The organism is Thermocatellispora tengchongensis, assembly GCF_014202315.1.
Taxonomy (GTDB): Bacteria; Actinomycetota; Actinomycetes; order Streptosporangiales; family Streptosporangiaceae; genus Thermocatellispora; species Thermocatellispora tengchongensis.
Genome location: NZ_JACHGN010000025.1, coordinates 127,927 through 146,138, shown reverse-complemented (window position 1 = coordinate 146,138; position 18,212 = coordinate 127,927). Strand labels below are relative to the sequence as shown.

The 18,212-nt window shown below is 73.5% G+C and carries 18 protein-coding genes; 11 read left to right on the top strand and 7 right to left on the bottom strand.

The window, feature by feature from the left end; all coding sequences use genetic code 11:
* The first annotated feature begins 30 nt into the window (after window positions 1-30).
* The 3 genes from HNP84_RS42090 to HNP84_RS42080 all read left to right on the top strand — a co-directional run bounded on the left by HNP84_RS42090 (window position 31) and on the right by HNP84_RS42080 (window position 5,240).
* The gene (locus HNP84_RS42090; RefSeq protein WP_312926911.1) at window positions 31-3,198 is read left to right on the top strand and encodes an ATP-binding protein; all 3,168 of its coding nucleotides are present in this window, start codon (window positions 31-33) and stop codon (window positions 3,196-3,198) included.
* 106 nt (window positions 3,199-3,304) lie between these two features.
* Complete coding sequence (locus tag HNP84_RS42085) at window positions 3,305-4,534, top strand: Mur ligase family protein (RefSeq protein ID WP_185055677.1); 1,230 nt, start codon at window positions 3,305-3,307, stop codon at window positions 4,532-4,534.
* Complete coding sequence (locus tag HNP84_RS42080; RefSeq protein WP_185055676.1) at window positions 4,524-5,240, top strand: type 1 glutamine amidotransferase; 717 nt, start codon at window positions 4,524-4,526, stop codon at window positions 5,238-5,240. Before HNP84_RS42085 ends, HNP84_RS42080 begins: the two co-directional genes overlap by 11 nt.
* Window positions 5,241-5,246: 6 nt before the next feature.
* On the opposite strand, the gene HNP84_RS42075 is transcribed toward HNP84_RS42080, so the two are convergent.
* Entirely contained in the window at window positions 5,247-5,609 is a 363-nt protein-coding gene (locus tag HNP84_RS42075) for a DsrE family protein (RefSeq protein WP_185055675.1), read from the bottom strand.
* A gap of 122 nt (window positions 5,610-5,731) precedes the next feature.
* Between HNP84_RS42075 and HNP84_RS42070 the strand changes: the two genes are divergently transcribed.
* Both HNP84_RS42070 and HNP84_RS42065 read left to right on the top strand, forming a co-directional pair.
* Complete coding sequence (locus tag HNP84_RS42070) at window positions 5,732-6,250, top strand: heme-binding beta-barrel domain-containing protein (RefSeq protein ID WP_185055674.1); 519 nt, start codon at window positions 5,732-5,734, stop codon at window positions 6,248-6,250.
* Complete coding sequence (locus HNP84_RS42065) at window positions 6,247-6,552, top strand: DUF2470 domain-containing protein (RefSeq protein ID WP_185055673.1); 306 nt, start codon at window positions 6,247-6,249, stop codon at window positions 6,550-6,552. Before HNP84_RS42070 ends, HNP84_RS42065 begins: the two co-directional genes overlap by 4 nt.
* A 7-nt stretch (window positions 6,553-6,559) precedes the next feature.
* On the opposite strand, the gene HNP84_RS42060 is transcribed toward HNP84_RS42065, so the two are convergent.
* From HNP84_RS42060 to HNP84_RS42050, 3 genes are all read right to left on the bottom strand, one after another.
* Window positions 6,560-7,780: a PP2C family protein-serine/threonine phosphatase gene (locus HNP84_RS42060; protein ID WP_185055672.1), complete on the bottom strand. Its 1,221-nt coding sequence runs from the start codon at window positions 7,778-7,780 to the stop codon at window positions 6,560-6,562.
* Window positions 7,781-8,142: 362 nt separating this feature from the next.
* Window positions 8,143-8,478 (bottom strand): winged helix-turn-helix domain-containing protein, encoded by a 336-nt coding sequence (locus HNP84_RS42055; RefSeq protein ID WP_185055671.1) that lies wholly within the window; start codon window positions 8,476-8,478, stop codon window positions 8,143-8,145.
* Complete coding sequence (locus HNP84_RS42050; protein ID WP_185055670.1) at window positions 8,475-8,927, bottom strand: hypothetical protein; 453 nt, start codon at window positions 8,925-8,927, stop codon at window positions 8,475-8,477. Before HNP84_RS42050 ends, HNP84_RS42055 begins: the two co-directional genes overlap by 4 nt.
* Window positions 8,928-9,350: 423 nt before the next feature.
* Between HNP84_RS42050 and HNP84_RS42045 the strand changes: the two genes are divergently transcribed.
* From HNP84_RS42045 to ygfZ, 4 genes are all read left to right on the top strand, one after another.
* Entirely contained in the window at window positions 9,351-9,806 is a 456-nt protein-coding gene (locus tag HNP84_RS42045) for a hypothetical protein (RefSeq protein ID WP_185055669.1), read from the top strand.
* Between the two features lie 222 nt (window positions 9,807-10,028).
* The gene (locus HNP84_RS42040; RefSeq protein WP_185055668.1) at window positions 10,029-11,051 is read left to right on the top strand and encodes a sigma-70 family RNA polymerase sigma factor; all 1,023 of its coding nucleotides are present in this window, start codon (window positions 10,029-10,031) and stop codon (window positions 11,049-11,051) included.
* Between the two features lie 67 nt (window positions 11,052-11,118).
* On the top strand, window positions 11,119-11,532 hold the full coding sequence (locus tag HNP84_RS42035; RefSeq protein WP_185055667.1) for a Fur family transcriptional regulator: 414 nt from the start codon (window positions 11,119-11,121) through the stop codon (window positions 11,530-11,532).
* Between the two features lie 49 nt (window positions 11,533-11,581).
* Window positions 11,582-12,562, top strand: a complete 981-nt coding sequence (gene ygfZ, locus HNP84_RS42030) for a CAF17-like 4Fe-4S cluster assembly/insertion protein YgfZ (RefSeq protein ID WP_185055666.1) — start codon at window positions 11,582-11,584, stop codon at window positions 12,560-12,562.
* Here the strand turns inward: ygfZ and dtd are convergent.
* Window positions 12,559-12,984 (bottom strand): D-aminoacyl-tRNA deacylase, encoded by a 426-nt coding sequence (gene dtd / locus HNP84_RS42025; protein ID WP_185055665.1) that lies wholly within the window; start codon window positions 12,982-12,984, stop codon window positions 12,559-12,561. The two genes, ygfZ and dtd, sit on opposite strands and share 4 nt — an antisense overlap.
* A gap of 78 nt (window positions 12,985-13,062) precedes the next feature.
* Between dtd and HNP84_RS42020 the strand changes: the two genes are divergently transcribed.
* Window positions 13,063-14,007: an asparaginase gene (locus HNP84_RS42020; RefSeq protein WP_185055664.1), complete on the top strand. Its 945-nt coding sequence runs from the start codon at window positions 13,063-13,065 to the stop codon at window positions 14,005-14,007.
* A 25-nt stretch (window positions 14,008-14,032) separates the two neighbouring features.
* On the opposite strand, the gene HNP84_RS42015 is transcribed toward HNP84_RS42020, so the two are convergent.
* Window positions 14,033-14,887: a site-specific integrase gene (locus HNP84_RS42015; protein WP_185055663.1), complete on the bottom strand. Its 855-nt coding sequence runs from the start codon at window positions 14,885-14,887 to the stop codon at window positions 14,033-14,035.
* Window positions 14,888-15,032: 145 nt separating this feature from the next.
* Between HNP84_RS42015 and HNP84_RS42010 the strand changes: the two genes are divergently transcribed.
* Entirely contained in the window at window positions 15,033-16,532 is a 1,500-nt protein-coding gene (locus HNP84_RS42010) for an MFS transporter (protein WP_185055662.1), read from the top strand.
* Here the strand turns inward: HNP84_RS42010 and HNP84_RS42005 are convergent.
* Window positions 16,491-18,131: a DUF2207 domain-containing protein gene (locus HNP84_RS42005; RefSeq protein WP_185055661.1), complete on the bottom strand. Its 1,641-nt coding sequence runs from the start codon at window positions 18,129-18,131 to the stop codon at window positions 16,491-16,493. The two genes, HNP84_RS42010 and HNP84_RS42005, sit on opposite strands and share 42 nt — an antisense overlap.
* Window positions 18,132-18,212 lie beyond the last annotated feature (81 nt).

The window sequence follows — 18,212 nt, the reverse complement described above, 5'->3', positions numbered from 1 at the left end:
ACAGAACGCGAGAGTCCAATGCAGTCAAGCGTGTCGTCCCCGGTAACGTCTCGCGCGGTCAGCGCGCTCGGCGGCGGCCCCCTGAGCGGGCCCTGGTACCGGGTGCAGGCGATCACGGCCCCGTCGCGCACGTCGTCGGCGGAGTGGGACTTCGTCACGATCCTGCCCGCGGTGCTGTCCGCCGCGCAGCGCGACCGCGCGTTCGTCATCGGGTGGCTGTCGCGCGGCTCCGGGACACCGCTGGAGCTGATCACGAACGCGGGCCCGCTGACCCCGCCGCGCCCGCCGCGCCGGGCGGCCGACGCCGGAGCCGCCGGCGCGCAGCCCGCCGGGCCGCAGCCGCTGCTGTTCCCCGGCGGCGCGCGGGGCGTGCCGATCGGCGACGAGTGGCTGCACGACCTCGCCGACCTGGTGTGGACGCCGTGCCCGGGACGGCAGGCGCCCCCGCTCGGCGGGCGGCGCGAGCCCGACCCCGACGAGATCAAGCGGCCCACGCTGTTCGAGTCCACCCTGGTCACGCTGATGTCCCGGCCGTTCGCCTGGCTGGTGGTCGCCGAGCCGACCGACCTGCTCGACGCCGAGGTCGCGCACCTGCGCACCCAGCTCAACGTGCTGCGCCAGTACGGCGACGCCTCCGAGCGCAGCCGCTTCGACGCCGAGCGGGCCGAGCGGCGGATGCAGGAGCTGGACGCGTTCCGCGAGGCCGGGCTGTGGAACGTACGCGTGCTCGCCGGGGCCGCCGGGCCGGAGGAGCTGCGCCAGATCGCCCCGGTGCTCGTGGGGTCGGTGGAGATGAGCCACCACCCGTACCGGCTGCGCAGCGCGCTGCCGGCGCGCAGCGGGGGCGAGGCGGGGTACGCGTTCGCCGACGCGCTGGGGGTCAGCGTGCAGGACCCTACCGACGGGGCGGCGGCGCCGTTCGCGGCCACGGCGGGGGCGCTGGCGGCGCTGGCGGGGCTGCCGCGCCGCGAGGTGCCGGGCGTGCGGGTGCTCGACGCGGGCTTCTTCGACGTGACCAGCGAGGCCGACGGGCGTACGCCCGAGGGCGACTCGATCGACCTGGGCGCGATCGTGGACGCCCAGGACCGCACCGTCGGCTCGTTCCGGGTGCCGCTCGCCACCTTGAACCGGCACGCGTTCGTCACCGGCGCGACCGGCTCGGGCAAGTCGCAGACCGTGCGGCACATGCTGGAGCAGCTCACCGCGTCCGGCATCCCGTGGCTGGCCATCGAGCCGGCCAAGTCCGAGTACGCCGCCATGGCCGGGCGCATCGAGCACCTGGCCCCGCTCACCGTGATCAACCCGTCCGCGCCCGACAACGTGCCGTTCAGCGTCAACCCGCTCGCGCCCGAGCCCGGCTACCCGGTGCAGGCGCACATCGACATGGTGCGGGCGCTGTTCATGGCCGCCTTCGACGCGGAGGAGCCGTTCCCGCAGATCATGTCGCTGGCGTTGCAGCGGGTCTACGAGGCCAACGGGTGGGACGTCGTCACCGGCGGCGGCATCCCGGGCGCCGCCGTACGCCCCGCGGTGCCCACCCTGGAGCAGCTCCAGGCGCACGCCATGGCCGTCATCCACGAGATCGGGTACGGCCGCGAGGTGCAGGCCGACGTCGAGGGGTTCATCCGGCTGCGGCTGCGCAGCCTGCGGGTCGGGTCGGCGGGGCGCTTCTTCGAGGGCGGCCACCCGGCCGACATCGGCGACCTGCTGCGCCGCAACGTCGTGCTGGCCATCGAGGACGTCGCCAACGACGAGGACAAGGCGTTCCTCATGGGCACGCTGATCATCCGGATCGTGGAGCACCTGCGGATGCGGGCCCGCCAGGAGCGCTCGGCGGGGTTGCAGCACGTCATCGTGATCGAGGAGGCGCACCGGCTGCTGCGCGACCGGGGCGAGGGCCGGGCCAGCACCCACGCCGTCGAGCTGCTGGCCGGCATGCTGGCGGAGATCCGGGCGTACGGCGAGGGTATCGTCGTGGCCGAGCAGATCCCCACCAAGCTGGTCTCCGACGTGGTGAAGAACACCGCGCTGAAGGTGGTGCACCGGCTGCCCGCCGAGGACGACCGGCGGCTCGTCGGCGCGGCGATGAACCTGAGCGAGGAGCAGTCGCGGCAGGTCGTCTCGCTCCAGCCTGGTACGGCGGCGGTGTTCGCCGACGGCATGGACCGGCCGCTGCGGGTGAGCGTGCCGCTGGGCGAGGACCGCGAGCGGCCCATGCTGGGCCCGGTGCCCCCGATCTGCGGGCGGCGCTCGGCGGCGTGCGGGCCCGAGTGCCGTACCGGCAAGGCGTGCACGCTGGTGGAGCTGCGCGAGGCCGACCTGCTGGCCGACGCGCCCGAGTGGGCCTGGCTGCGCATCTGGACCGACACGCTGGTGCTGGCCTTCTGCACCAACCGGCCGCTGCCGGGCGTGCCGCGGGTGCTCGCCGACGCCTGGGCCGAGCTGCCCGTACGCCGCCGTGAGTGCCTGCTCGCGACCCTGGTCGAGCGCGCGGTGGCCCGCCGCGCCTGGTCGCTGCGCACGCTGTTCGACCCCGACCTGCTCACCGAGAAGGCCGCGGCCACCGCGCTGCGGCTGCTCACCCCGGGTGAGGGCGTGCGCGAGCAGGGGGAGCGGCAGGGCCCGTCGTGGGTGATCCCGCAGATCCGCTGGCTGCACGAGGTGGACCGGCTGTTCCCGTACGGGCACCCGGCCCCCGACCTGCGCTCGCCCGCGCCGCCGATGGAGTACCGCCTGCTCGACCCCGACCCCGGCGCCGTACGCCCCCCGCGTCCGGCCGAGAGCGAGTCCAACGGCGCGGGCGGCGGCAATGGCGGCAATGGCGTCAATGGCGGCAACGGCGGCAACGGCGGCAACGGTCATCGCGGCGACGACGACGGGCGGGTGGAACTGCTCGGGCACCGCGCCAAGGCGCTGCGGCACCACCCGCTGTCGATGGAGGTGGACCGCAACCGGGCGCTGGCCTGGCGGGCGCTGCTCGGCGACGACGAGCACGAGATGGTAGACCGTGACATCATGCTGGTCGCGGTGGGGGTCGATCCGCGCGACCGGCTGCGGCACGTCGCGTACACGATGGCGGCCGGATGGCTGGAGGCCGTGCTGTCCTGGCCGGGGCGGTTCGTGTTCCCGTTCGACGCCGAGTCCGACGAGGACACCGAGATCTCCTTCGCCGAGGCCGAGCGGCAGCAGGCCGGCTGATCGCCCGTGGCGCGCGGGTGACATGCGGCTCACGCTCGGCGTTCGCAGGGGTGATCTTGCGCGGGAAGCGGTGGCCGGGGCGGCTGAGCGGATAGGATCGGGCGTCATGAGTCAGCTTCCGCTCAGGGCGCAGGTCGCCAGCGCGCTCGGCCGCACCGCGGCGACGCTGTCCCGCATGACCGGGCGAGGCGACGGATCGGTGATCGGCGGCAGGATCGGCCTGGTGGTGGAGCCCGACCTGCTGCGCCAGCTCGCGCGGGACAAAAGGCTCGTGCTGGTCAGCGCCACCAACGGCAAGACCACCACGACCCGGCTGATCACCTCCGCGCTGCACGAGCTGGGCGAGGTCGCCACCAACGCGTTCGGCGCCAACATGCCGGCCGGCCACGTCTCGGCGCTGTCACAGGCCAAGCGGGCGCCGTACGGCGTGCTCGAAGTCGACGAGAAGTACCTCCCCGAGGTGCTCGACACCACCGGCGCGAGCGTGGTGTGCCTGATGAACCTCAGCCGCGACCAGATGGACCGCGCGGCCGAGATCTGGCTGCTGGCGCAGAAGTGGCGCCGCGCGCTGGACGGCAGGCCGACCCACGTCGTGGCCAACTGCGACGACCCGCTGGTCACCTGGGGCGCCTCGACGGCCGCCCAGGTCACCTGGGTCGCGGTGGGGCAGCGCTGGAAGGAGGACTCCTGGTCCTGCCCCGAGTGCGGCGGCCCGCTCGACCGCAAGGACGTCGACTGGGCCTGCCGCGAGTGCACCTTCCACCGGCCCGAGCCGCAGTGGGTGCTCGACGGCGACTCGGTGCTCGACCCGCACGGCCGGCGTTGGCGGCTGGACCTCCAGCTCCCCGGCACCGCCAACAAGGCCAACGCGGCGATGGCGCTGGCCGTGGTGGCCTCGTTCGGGCTCTCGCCCGACCGGGCGCTGCCGCGCCTGGGCGAGGTCAAGTCGGTGGCCGGGCGCTACACCATGGTCGAGCGCGACGGCCGCCAGGCCCGGCTGCTGCTGGCCAAGAACCCCGCGGGGTGGCTGGAGGCGTTCGACGTCGCCGACCCCGCGCTGCCGATCATCCTGTCGGTGAACGCCCAGGGCCCCGACGGCCGCGACACCTCCTGGCTGTGGGACGTCGACTACCGGGTGCTCAACGGCCGGCCGGTGTTCGTCACCGGCGAGCGCCGCCTTGACCTGGCGCTGCGGCTCGACGTCGCCGGGGTGCCGTTCACGCTCGCCACCTCGTTCTCCGAGGCGCTGGCCGCCCAGCCGCCCGGCCGGGTCGATGTGATCGCCAACTACACCGCCTTCCAGCAGATCCGATCGGAGTTCGGCCGTGCAGTCTGACAGCGCCCTGCGGCTGGTCTGGATCTACCCCGACCTGCTGAGCACGTACGGCGACCAGGGCAACGTGCTGGTCCTGGAGCAGCGTGCCCGCAGCCGCGGTTTTCAGGTGGAGGTCGTGCACGTGCGCTCGGCCGACCCGGTGCCCGAGAGCGGCGACGTCTACCTCATCGGCGGCGGCGAGGACCGGCCGCAGATCCTGGGCGCCGAGCGGCTGCGCCGCGACGGCGGCCTCAACCGCGCCGTCCAGCGCGGCGCGGCGCTGCTCGCCGTCTGCGCGGGCTACCAGATCATGGGCACCACGTTCGGCGGCGAGGAGGGCCAGCCGGTCGCGGGCATCGAGCTGCTGGACATCTCCAGCGGGCGCGGCCAGGCGCGCGCGGTGGGCGAGCTGGTCGCCGAGGTCGATCCGGCGCTGGGCGTGCCCACGCTGACCGGGTTCGAGAACCACATGGGCGTGACCCGGCTCGGCCCCGGCGTGACCCCGCTGTCGCGCACGGTGGTCGGCACCGGCAACGGCGACGGCACCGAGGGCTGCTACGCCGGGCACGTGATCGGCACCTACCTGCACGGCCCGGCGCTGGCCCGCAACCCGGGCCTGGCCGACCTGCTGCTCAGCTGGGCGGTCGGCGGCCCGCTCGCGCCCATCGACGACACCTGGTACTCCCGGCTTCGCGAGGAGCGGCTGGCCGCGGTGCTGCCGCGCTAGCTCGGGTCAGTAGACGAGCGCCTGGGCGCCTTCGGCCGTCGCCTCCTCGACGAAGGCCGGGGCGCCCGCGATGCGCACCCCCTCGATCAGGTCGTCCACCGTGATGTCGCGCCGGGCGGCGCACTGGGTGCAGACCGTGACCCGGCCCGCCGACAGCACCACGTCGAGCAGCTCGTTGAGCGGGGTCGCGTGCGGCAGCGTGAACTCCTTGGCGCGGCCGGGCAGCGCGTACCACGACGACTCGCCGGTCAGCCACAGCGAGACGGGCACCCCGCTCGCCACCGCCGCCGCGGCCACGGTGAACGCCTGGTTGCAGCGCTCGGGGGCGTCGGCGCCCGCGGTCACCTTGATCACCAGTGATCGTGCCATGAAGGTACCTTATGCCCGGGGTCACGCCCGCGGCACCATGACCCACCACACGGTCAGCACTCACAGCGGTCACCGATGCCGAGCGCCGTCGCACTGTGCCGCCCGCACTACGCTGAAGCCTCATGGGCGTACCTGAACTGCATCCCCAGCTTGAGCCGATCGCGTTCCTGCTCGGCCGGTGGGAAGGCGCCGGGGTCGGCGGCTATCCGACCATGGACAGCATCCAGTTCGGCCAGGAGATCGTCTTCGGGCACAACGGCAAGCCGTTCCTGACCTACACCAGCCGCACCTGGCTGCTCAACGAGGCCGGCGACCGCGTACGGCCGCTGGCCACCGAGACGGGCTACTGGCGGGCGCTGCCCGACCGCCAGATCGAGGTCCTGCTCGCGCACCCGACCGGCATCGTCGAGGTCTACATCGGCGAGGTCGTCTTCCACAAGATCGAGCTGCGCACCGACGTCGTGGCCCGCACCGCCACGGCCAAGGAGTACTCCGCGGGCCACCGCCTGTACGGCCTGGTCAACGGCAACCTGATGTGGGCCTACGACATGGCCGCGATGGGGCAGCCGCTGCAGTCGCACATGTCGGCCGAGCTGAAGAAGGTCGCGGAGTTCACCGGCGACGAGGAGCCGGCCGCATGACCACGCCGTTCCCGCCCGACGCCGTCGACGCGATCAAGCGGCACATGAACGACGACCACGCCGACGACGCCCTGCTGATCGTGCGCGCCCTGGGCGGCCAGGCCGAGGCCACGGCGGCCCGTACGACCGGCGTGGACGCCGAGGGCATCGACTTCGCGGCCACGGTCGGCGGCCGGGAGGTGCCCGTACGCGTGCCGTGGGGCATGACGCTCACCGAGCGCGCCCAGGTGCGGCGCGAGGTCGTCCGGCTGTACCGGGAGGCGTGCGCCGTACTCGGTGTCCCCGCCCGAGGGGCTCACTGACCCGCTCTCACCACTGGGTCTCGGGCACGAGCCGGCCCTGGTGCTGCGTGCGCCACTCCACCAGCAGCACGGTCGCGTCGTCCTGCAGGTGGCCCTGCTGGTGGGCCAGGATGGCCTGGATCAGCCGGCGCAGGCTCTCGGGCGCCGACAGCCCGGCCGCCTCCTGCCGGACGATGAGGTCGATGAACCGGTCGATGCCGAACACCTCGCCCGACGGGCTCTGCGCCTCGATCACCCCGTCGGTGTGGAACAGCAGCCGGTCGCCGGGTTCGAGCTGGTAGTGGCTCGCCCCCGCGCTCAGCCCCATCCGCAGCCCCATCGGCGGCTCCGGCGAGGGCGACTCCAGCGTGGCCACGCGGTGCCCGCCGCGCAGCACCAGCGGCGGGTAGTGCCCCCGGTTCACCCAGGTGAGAGCCCCGCTCCGGGTGTCCAGATCGGCCAGGATGCCGGTGGTGAACCGGGTGTCGGTGAAGTGGTAGGCGATGGCCTCGTCGATCGCCTCGCTGGTCGCGGGCAGGTCCGCCCCCTGCCGCCGCTTGTTGCGGCACGCGCCGAGGGCGATGGTCGCGGTGAGCCCCGCCGAGATGTCGTGCCCCATGGCGTCGAAGATCGACACATGCAGCAAGTCGCCGGCGATGCCGTAGTCGAACGCGTCGCCGCCCACCTCGTACGCCGGCTCCAGCGCCGCCGCCACGACCACGTTGTCGTTGGCGAAGGTCCCCGAGGGCAGCAGGTTCCACAGCACCTCGGCCGAGAGCTGCATCGGCCGCGTACGCACCATCCGGGCGTAGGTGTCGCTGGAGTCGCGCTTGCTCACCACCAGCATGGCCATCAGCGACGCCACCCAGGACGCCCGCCGCAGATGCGTGTCGTCGTCGGCGGGCACGGTGAACCCGATCACGCCCACCCGCTCGGTGCCGTCCAGCATCGGCACCCACAGCCGCCGTGTCCCGCGCGGCCCGGCAAGCCGGACTATCTCCACATTCCTAAACGCATTCCCCGCGGGCGTGACATCGATCTGGATCCGCTTCAGCTCCGCGTCCTGCGTGTCACGCTGCCCCGGGATCGGCACGAGATACTGGTCCTGAAGGTCGGCCACGTAGATCACCGGGTCGAACAGCCCCGCCGGAGGCCCGTGCACCCCGAGGAGCCGCGGCAGATCCTCCAACGTCGCCAGATGGCTGGCGGTCAGCAGATCACCTATCGCCGGTCCCGCGCGCTCCGGCATCACACCCCCCGACGGTCCCCCACAGACCCGGGTACCCGCCGCACGCCCGCCCTACCGCCCGCATGAGGGCAGAAAAGAACCCCGGGCCTGCTCCGCCTCAGGGTGAGGCGGGCCGGATGGACCAATGGACGGGGGGAAAGCCCGCCCTCCGGCAGCCCGGGGTTCCGGTGGTGTCGTGGATTCGCCGGACGTCGCCAGACGTCCGGACGTGGTCCGGAGTCGGCGAGTCCTAGCGGACAGCCACCTCGCTAGCCCAATAATGATCAACCATTGTTTGGACCACCTCCTTTCCGCGTACCCGCAGACTATGAAACGCCTGTGACCGGGGGCAAATGATTTTCCGCGGTCTCCCCGGCGCCTCTCTACGGCCCCTCCGGTGGGCGGGCGCCGGTCCTGGCGGCCGGGGGTGCGCCGCTGACCAGTCGGCGCAGGGCCTCGACGTGGCCGTCGAAGGCCGTGCGGCCTTTTGGGGTCAGGGTGACCAGGGTGCGGCGCCGGCGGCCGGCGCCTTCCTTGCGGACCTCGGCGTACCCGGCCTCGGCGAGGGTCGAGATCTGTTTGGACAGCGCGGAGTCGGTGAGTTCGAGGCTCTCCTTGAGGAAGGAGAACTCGGCCCACTCCGTGGCCGCGAGGAGCGCCACCAGGCCCAGCCGGGTCGGCGGGTGGATCAGCTCGTCGAAGCCGGCGGGTGTGGTCATGCCGCCGTCCGGCGCAGCAAGGCCCGGTACAGCGGCTCGGTGACCGCGATGAGGACGGCGAGCAGCACGCCCACGAGGGTGAAACGCAGCGGGATGTCGATCCGGTTGACCAGCCAGATCCCGGCGAAGGCGAGGACGCCGGAGGCGAGCGCGAAGCCGCCGAGGACGGCCCAGAAGCGGCCGGTCATCTGGGACTGGTGCATGACCACCTTGCCGCGCCGGCCGGCGCGGGTGAAGCAGGTCAGGGCGGCGACCAGGGCGACGGCGAACAGGCCGAGCTGCAGTGCCGAGGGCGCGGGGAGATCCAGGGCCGCGAAGCCGGCGATCATCGCGAGCGCGCCCGCGGCGTCCCAGCCCCGGTGCCGGCCCCGGGACGCCCCGTCGAGGGCCTGGTCGCGGCGCTTGGCGATCTCGGTGAGCCTGGCCTGGGCGTCTTCGATGTGGTCCATTCGGATTCCTCCACAGTTTTTACTTGCCTGCCAGGAAAGTTAACACACTACTTTCCTGCCAGGCAAGTAAAACGGGGGCGGGCGGGACCCGTTCACAGCAGCAGGTTGATCACGATCGTGAGCAGGATCGACAGCAGGATCGATATCGCGATCATCGTCATGCAGCCCGCCGCGCCGCCGAGAGGGCGGATGTCCCAGGAGCCTTTGCGCATGTGGTTGCGGCTACCCGGCAGTGCCGCGAGCGAACGCACGGCGGCCCGGGGTCTCCGCCTTTGTGTGTAAGAGGGCACATACACCGGTTGTGTGGATTCGTACGCAGTCGCGGGCGGCGGATCTTCCTAACGTATGCGGTGCCGGGCAAGGGAGGGGCCGCACCGAAGCGGCTCGGCCCGGCGATTGCGTACCGAATACGGGGAGGACACCGTGGCCAAGATCCGTACCATCGTCGCCGGCGCCGCCGTCGCGGCGGCACTGTCCATCGGCGTGGCCGCCGCGCCCGCGCAGGCCGCCACCGGCACGCAGGCCGCCACCACCGCCGCGGCGAGCGTCACCACGCAGGACGCCTCGGCCGCCGCCTTCGGCCGCACGTTCAAGTACTGGGCCGACAGTCACGACGGGTACTTCAAGGGCTACTGGTACAAGAAGCACGGCCGTTACTACTTCGGCGGGGACCTGGTGGACGTGGACCGCGGCGACCGGGAGTACACCTACGTGTGGTTCAAGTGGTACGACCGGTTCGGCCGGTTCCACCAGGACTACTACAAGACCTTCGGCAAGATCCACTTCAAGGACTTCGTGTTCAAGAAGGACTTCGACGTCCGGGTCTGCGAGGGTGACAGCCGCTTCGACAACTGCGGGAGCTGGCACGACGTCTTCTGATCCCGTCCCGCTCCCGCCGGCGGAGGGTGGGCGGGAGCGGTGACGCGTACGCGAAGGACCCGCTGACGAGAGGGGCGCGGCGGGTCCTTCGCCGTACCGGCGAACGAGCCCCCCCTTCCACCGGTCCCGGCACGCCGAGCCTCAGGACCATCTGGCCGGTCGGTCCCGCTGATGCCCGCATCAGCCTGGCTGGGGCAGAATCGGGGCTTGTGGGGGGACATCATGCAGCGGGTTGAGGACGTCGATCGGGAGCTGGCGCGGGCGCGCGCCGGCGACGACGCCGCGTTCGAGCGGCTGGTGGCGCCGTTGCGGCGGGAGCTGCACGCGCACTGCTACCGGATGCTGGGATCGGTGTACGACGCCGACGACGCGCTGCAGGACGCGCTGCTGCGGGCCTGGCAGGGGCTCGCCGGGTTCGAGGGGCGGGGGTCGTTGCGGTCGTGGCTGTACACCGTGGCCACGCGGACCTGTCTCGACGCGATCGAGCGGCGGGGCAGGCGGGCGCTGCCGGTCGATCTCGGGCCCGCCAGCGAGCGGGCCGTGGTGGCCGACGCGCCGCTCGACGACGTGCTCTGGCTCGGGCCCTATCCGGACGCCGGGCTGGGCGCGGGCGCGCTGAGCCCGCACGCCCGTTACGAGCAGCGCGAGGCCGTCGAGCTGGCGTTCGTGGCCGCGTTGCAGCACCTGCCGGGCAACCAGCGGGCGGCGCTGCTGCTGTTCGAGGTCCTCGGCTTCTCGGCCGCCGAGATCGCCCGGATGATGGACACCTCCACGGCCTCGGTGAACAGCGCGTTGCAGCGTGCCCGGCGGATCGTGGCGGAGAAGGTGCCCTCCCGCAGCCAGCAGCGGGCGCTGAGCGAGATCGGCGACGCGCGGCTGCGGCAGGTCGTGGACGGCTACGCCGCCGCGCTGGAGCGGGGCGACGCCGACACGCTGGTGGCGCTGCTCACCGAGGACGTCACGTGGTCGATGCCGCCGCTGCCGCACTGGTACAGCGGGGTCGAGGCCGTCATGGACTTCGCCGTACGCATACCGCTGACCTCGTGCGGCTCGTGGCGGCACCGCCTCACCCACGCCAACGGGCAGCCCGCCGTGGCGAGCTACCTGCGGCGCGGCGACTCGGGGCCGTTCCCGGCCTGGTCGATCACGGTGCTGACCCTCCGCGAAGGGCGGATCGCCGGGCTGACCAGCTTCCTCGGGGCCGAGCACTTCGGGCCGTTCGGGCTGCCCGCCTCCGTGCCGTAGTCGCCGAACCCCTGCCGGCGTGTGCGCATGTGGAGCGCCCGCGCCGATACCGACTTAGACTCTCTGCATGACCGAGACGACGTGGCATGAGGAGCTACGGGCTCGCGGCTACCGCGTGACGCCGCAGCGTCAACTGGTGCTCGAAGCGGTCAAGGAGCTGGAGCACGCCACGCCGGAGGAGATCTGTGCCAAGGTGCGCGAGACCGCGCGTGGGGTGAACATCTCCACCGTCTACCGCACCCTGGAGCTCCTGGAAGAGCTGGGCATGGTCACCCACACCCATCTCGGGCACGGTGCGCCGACCTACCACCTGGCGGCCGAGGCCGATCACGTGCACCTGGTGTGCCGGGGCTGCGACGAGGTGACCGAGGTGCGGCCCGAGCTGGTGCAGGGGCTGGTGACGGCGCTGGAGCAGGAGCTGGGCTTCGACACCGACGTGCACCACCTGACCGTCTTCGGCCGCTGCCGCAACTGCCGCTGACGCCGCGCCCGTCGCGGATCGCCGCCCGCCGGTGGATACCCTTGGCGGTATGCGAAGCCCTCTGCTCGACACGCCCGGTGCGGTGGCCGCCGAGCCCCCTGACTCCGATGTCGCGGCGCACTACGGCGACCCCTTCGCCGAGCAGCGCGCGCTGCTGGCGGGGCAGGCCGTCGTCGACCGGAGCAACCGCGAGGTCGTACGGGTCTCCGGCCCCGACCGGCTGCGCTGGCTCAACGACCTCAGCTCCCAGAAGCTCGACACCCTCGCCCCCGGCGAGCCCACCCAGACCCTGATCCTCGACCCGCAGGGCCGGGTCGAGCACCACCTGACCCTCGTGGACGACGGCGAGTCGGTGTGGGCGCACGTCGAGCCCGGCACCGCCGCCGCGCTGGTGGCCTACCTCGACAAGATGCGCTTCATGCTGCGCGTCGAGGTCGCCGAGGTGACCGCCGACTACGCGGTGGTCTCGCACCGCGCCGCAGACCTGGAGCTCCCGGCCGGGTCGATCGCGATCGGCCGCGACGTGCTGCTGCCGCGCCCGGAGCTGCCCGGCCACCTCGGGCTCCGGCTCGCGGGGCTGTGGGCGTACGAGGCGCTGCGGATCGAGGACCACGAGCCGCGGGCCGGGCTCGACACCGACCACAAGACGATCCCGCACGAAGTGGGCTGGATCGGCGCCGCCGTCCACCTGAACAAGGGCTGCTACCGGGGGCAGGAGACCGTCGCCCGGGTGCACAACCTCGGCCACCCGCCGCGCCGGCTGGTCTTCCTGCACCTCGACGGCAGCGTGGACACCCTGCCGCCGCACGGCGCCCCGGTCACGCTCGACGGCGCCGAGGTCGGCACGGTCGGCAGCTCGGCCCGGCACCACGAGCTGGGGCCGATCGCGCTCGCCGTGGTCAAGCGCACGGTCCCGATCGACGCGCCGCTGCTCGCCGGCGGCGTCGCGGCGAGCCAGGAGGTCATCGTGCCGCCGGACGCCGGCCGCAACGTCACCATCGACCCCGCACTGCGGCGCAGAATCCGCTAGATCTCCAGGATCAGCGTGATCGGGCCGTCGTTGACCAGGCGGACCTTCATGTCGGCCCCGAACACGCCGGTCTCGACCCGGGCCCCCAGCTCGCGCAGCGACGTGACCACGGCCTCCACCAGGGGCTCGGCCACGGGGCCCGGGGCGGCGGCCTGCCAGGTGGGGCGGCGGCCCTTGCGCGCGTCGCCGTACAGGGTGAACTGGCTGATCACCAGCAGCGGCGCGGAGACGTCGGAGCAGGACTTCTCGCCGTGCAGGATGCGCAGCCCCCACAACTTGGCCGCCAGCTTCGCCGCCTCCGCGGCCGTGTCGCCGTGCGTGACGCCGACGAGCACCAGCAGCCCCGGCTCGTCGATCGCGCCGACCGTGGCGCCCTCCACCTCCACCGACGCGGAACTCACCCGCTGCACGACCGCTCGCATGGGCACGGATTCTGCCATGGGGAGCCCCCGAGGCCGGAATTCCGGCGTTCCCTAGACTCGGGCGCGGAAGGGGGCGAAATGGAGTCCTTGGTGGTGGAGGTCGTCAGGTCCGGCTTCGCGGAGTCGGTGCACCGGGCGCGGATGCTGGCGATCGGCGCCGACGGTACGCCGGTGCGCGCGTACGGGGCGGTGGACGCGCTCGCCTCGCCGCGCTCGTCCATGAAGCCCCTGCAGGCGATCGGCATGCTGCGTTGCGGGCTCGGCCTGGAAGGCGAACTGCTCGCCCTGGCCTGCGCCAGCCACTCCGGGGAGTCCTTCCACGTGGACGGCGCCCGCAAGATCCTGGCCGGGGCGGGCCTGGACGACGGTGCGCTGCGCTGCCCGGAGGCGCTGCCGGAGAACCCGGAGGCGGCCAGGGCCGTGCTGCGGGCCGGCGGCGAGCCCGCCCGCGTCTACATGAACTGCTCCGGCAAGCACGCCGCCATGCTCGCCACCTGCGTGGCCAACGGCTGGCCGACGGAGACCTACCGCGACCCGGCCCACCCGCTCCAGCGCGCGATCCGGGCCACGGTGGAGGAGTTGACCGGCGAGCGGGTGGCGGCGTCCGGCGTCGATGGGTGCGGCGCGCCGCTGTTCTTCGTGTCCATGGTGGGCGTGGCCCGCGCCTTCCGCACGGTGGCGCTGTCGCCGCCCGGCACGCCGGAGCGGCGGGTCTTCGACGCGATGCGCGCCCACCCGGAGTGGACCTCCGGCACCCTGCGGCCGGAGGCCGCGCTGATGCGCGCCGTCCCGGGGCTGATGGTCAAGGCGGGCGCGGAGGCGTTCGACGCCTTCGCGCTGGAGGACGGCCGTACCGGGATCGTCAAGATCGAGGACGGCGGGCAGCGGGCCCGGGTGCCGGTGACGGTCGCGGCCCTGCGCGCCCTCGGCGTCACGGCGCCGGAGCTGGACGGCCTGGCCACCTCCCCGGTCTTCGGCGGCGGCGAGCCGGTCGGCGAGATCCGGCTGCGGCCGATGGCGTAGGCGGGGGTGGCGGGCGTACGTCGTCTCATGTGGCGGGCTGTGCGGTGGCGGCGGTCCCGGCGGCCGTGCGCAGGTCGCGCAGGGTGTAGCCGCGCCCGGCCGGGTCGAGGGGCGCGGTGGCGGCGGTGAAGATCTCCGCGGCGCGGCGGTAGGACAGCCGGGCCCTGCCCGTCAGCGGGCAGCGGTCGCGGGGCGGTGTCGCGGGGCCCGCGCGGCGCTCGGTGAGCAGCAAGGGGCCGGTCGCGGCGCGGCCGACGAGCAGGAGCGGCAGCAGGCGGGCGGTCCTGGCCTGCCACCGGATGGCCTGGGCCGCCCGCCCGCGGGTGCGGCGGCGCGGCAGGTCGAGGTCGTCCACGTTCAGCGCGAGCACCCGCTCGACCGGGGCCCCGCTCTCGTACACCAGCCGCCACAGCACCTGCTCACGCAGGCCCACCGGCAGCGCGAAGATCCGCCCGATCTCGGCCGGGCCGAGCCGTGTGCCCGGACCGGGCGGCGGCGGCGTGGGCGCGCGCAGGCCGGCGGCCGGGTCGGCGGAGATCCACCCCAGCCGGTGCCACCAGGCCGTGGCCCCGCGCAGGATGGACAGCTCGCGGCCGAGCGTACGCGCGTCCACCGCCGCCGCCCGCCGCGCCAGCGCCTCCCGCAGCCGCTCCCCGGCCAGCGGGTGCTCCAGCACGGCCAGCGGCACCACCGGCGGCACGGCACTGCGCCGCGCGCGTCCAGGCGGCGGCGTGCGCCCCACCATGGGCCAGGCCCAGGTGGCCAGCGCGATCCGGTAGACCCGCCGCGACGCCGCGCTGAGCCGCAGCGTGCTCAGATAGCGCTCGATCGCCACCGCGTACTCGACCGGCGGCGGCGTGGTGGTGGCATGGTCCGCCATGACCGCTCCTTGCCGCAGTAAAAACACCTGCCTCTGGTGCTGAACTCGCAGCCCAGGGCCATTGTCGCTGTTGCAGTAAACAGACTCAAGTTGGTTGAGCCGACCCATTGCAGGGGCTCGGGGGCGGGCGGCAGGGTGGTGGGCCATGAGGCGATGGACCGACGATGAGCGACGGCCCCATCCGGATGGCGGGGCTCACAGCCGGGACGGGTCTGATGCCCGGATCGGCGCGACGGGACGGGGAGAGGACGAGCGCGGCGGCGCGGCCGTCGGTGACGTGATCGGCGGGGGCACGCTCGATGGCGGCGAGGTGAGCGGTGCGGCGGCCCGCGGCGCGACCGGCGGGGGTGGGCTGCGGGGGTGGGGGCGGGTGGTTCGGGATCGGAATCTGGGGGTGTTCTTCGGGGGGCAGGTGACCTCGCTGGTGGGGTCGGCGATGGCGGCGTTGGCGGTGGCGTTCGCGGTGCTGGAGGCCGGGGGCGGGCATCGCGAGGTGGGGTTCGTGATGGCGGCGCGGATCGTGCCCATGGTCGGGCTGATGATGGTGGCGGGGGTGGTGGCCGACCGGTTCGGGGCGCGGCGGGTGCTGGTGGCGGCCGAGGTGGTGCAGTGCCTGGTGCAGGGCGGGTTCGCGGCGGTGTTGCTGGGCGCCGACGGGCGGGTGCCGCTGTGGGCGTTCGTCGCGCTGGTCGCGGCCTGGGGCGTGGGGGAGGCGTTCGCGATACCGGCGCGGGGCGCGCTGGTGCCGCGGGTGGCCGCGTACGGGGTGCGGTACGAGGGCAAGCTGAAGGACGCCAACGCGCTGGCCGGGCTGGCGCAGTCGATCGCGACGGTGGGCGGGCCCGCGCTGGCCGGGCTGGCCGTCGCCGCGGCGGGCTCGGGGGTGGTGCTGGCGATCGACGCGGCGACGTACCTGGTGAGCGTGGTGGCGCTGGTGGCGCTGCGGCTGCCTCCGCATGCCGCGCCCCGGGAGCGGGAGCGGGGCGGGTTCCGGGAGGGGTGGGCGCAGTTCCGGTCCCGGACCTGGCTGTGGGTGACGACGCTGCACTTCACCCTGTTCAACACGCTGGTCTGGGCGCCGTACCTGGTGCTGGGGCCGGTCGTGGCCGCGCGCGAGATGGGCGGGGCGCGCGCCTGGGGAATGGTCATGGCGGTGTACGGCGCGGGCGCGGTGGCGGGCGGCCTGCTGCTGCTCGGCCGTGCCACGCCGCGCCGGCCGCTGGTCGCCGCCACGGTGGCCACCTTCGGGTGGGCGCTGCCGTCGGCGGCCCTCGCGGCCGGGCTGCCGCTGCCGGCGCTGCTCGCCGCCGCGCTGGTCGCCGGTGCCGGCCAGGCGGTGTCCGGGGCGCTCTACGCGACCGCGAACCAGCGGCACGTCCCGGCGGAGGCGCTGGCCCGGATCACCTCGCTGACCGCCGTGGGGGCGTTCGCGCTGGGCCCGCTCGGCCTGGCCGCCGCGGGCCCGGCCGCCGACCTCGCCGGTACGCGCACCGTGCTCGGCTTCGGCGCGGTGGCCCAGCTCCTCATCGGCACGGCCGTGCTCGCGGTGCCCGCCGTACGCCGCCTGCCCGCCCGGCCCGAGCCGGAGCGGACGCGGGACCCGCTACAGGGAGCGGAACTGGCGGGAGGCGGAGATCGCGCCTGACGTGGTCGTGGTGAACGTGCGCATCGACCCGGCGAACTTGGACAGGTCCCACTCGGCCGGGCCGTGGTACCAGTACAGGTTGTCCGCCGGCCGCCCGTTGCCGTTCACCGAGGCGACCACCCTGGCCCAGTGGTCCACGTTGTCGAACACCACGGCGTACGGCAGGTAGCGCGAGAACAGCTCCACCCGCTGCTCCTCCGGCACCTGGTCCACCTGGCCGGAGGCGAGGTACTGCCGGAAGCCGAGCGTGTGGGCCAGCGCGTGGGCGCCCTTGGCGGTCTTGGCGGGCATGTACTGCCCGCCGACCGCGAGCGCCGCGCCCGCGATGATGATGCCCAGCCCGATCAGCCCGTACGTCGTGAGCCAGGCGAGCCCGACCGTGGCCAGCACGCCGGCGATGGTCAGGGCGACCCCGGCGGTGGTCCACCGGGTGCGGACGGTGTCGGGGCGGCGGGCGAACCAGCCCTGGGTGACCACGTCGGAGTAGAGCGAGTCGCGCACCCGGCCCAGGGCCTCGGCGAAGGTGCCCTTGAGCGAGGACAGCAGCACCTCGTCCCGCTCGGCGAAGATCGCGTCGTACAGGGCGCGCTCGTAGGGCAGCAGCGCGTTGACCGGCGCCTGCGGCAGCTTGACCAGCATCCAGTCGGGGGCGTCGTAGGTCTGCCGGGGCTGCTCGTCGATGCGCAGGTAGCCGCGTACGGCGAGATCGACGATGGTGGCGGTCACGTCGATCACGTCGGCCTGCTCGTCGATCAGCGTGCCGATCTGGCCCGGCCGCACGCCGTCGGGCGGGGCGAAGTGGCCGTTCTCCACGGCGTTGACCAGGCCGGACTCGTGCCCGATCACCCGGGCGTCCCGGCCGCGGGTCCAGTACAGCACGCCCAGGCCGCCGAGCAGCAGCACCAGCAGCCCGGCCAGGGCGCCCACGGTCACGGCGTTGACCGTGAACGCGTTGGACAGCTCGAACCTGCGCTCCAGCACCGGCGCGCCCCGGCTGGCGTCCTTGGGGTAGCCGACGACGACGGTGAGCACCTCGCCGGGCCTCAGCCCCTGCTGCTCGAAGTCGGCGGTCACGCCGGTGTGGTCCATGGACGCGGCCGTGCAGCCGATGGCGGAGGTGAGCTGGCCGGCGAAGCAGGACAGGCTCTGGATCGCGGCGGGACCCGTCACCTTGACCGTGGCCTGCTCGACCGGGACCGACCAGGCGCCCACGGCGTACCAGCGCAGTTCCTCACCCTCGTTGATCGGGGTGACGGCGCCCTTGACGTCGTATTCCAGCATGGCCTTGCCACCCGGTTTCAGGGTGATGGTGGTGCCGTCGAGGGTGCCGTCGCCGCCGAAGCCGGAGATGGGGAAGACCCGGTCGTTGCCGTCGTCGTAGCGGGTGCGGCCCACCAGCTCCCGCGTGGGCGGGCTGCCCTCGTACACGACGGTCTCCTTGACGTGCAGCACGCCGCCCTCGCGTAGGTCGAGCTCCACGGTGTGGCTCTTCACCGTCCCGGCCGCCGTGGCCGTCGCCGGCCCGGGCAGGCACAGGGCCGCGGCCAGGCCGAGCACGGCCGCGCCGACGGCCGTGCGCCGCAAGAAAGATCCCGCCATGGCACGGGAGCCTACCGAGAAACACCCCGTCGGCCGACGTTCCCCATCAGATCTAGAAATTTCATGAATCCTCTAACCATT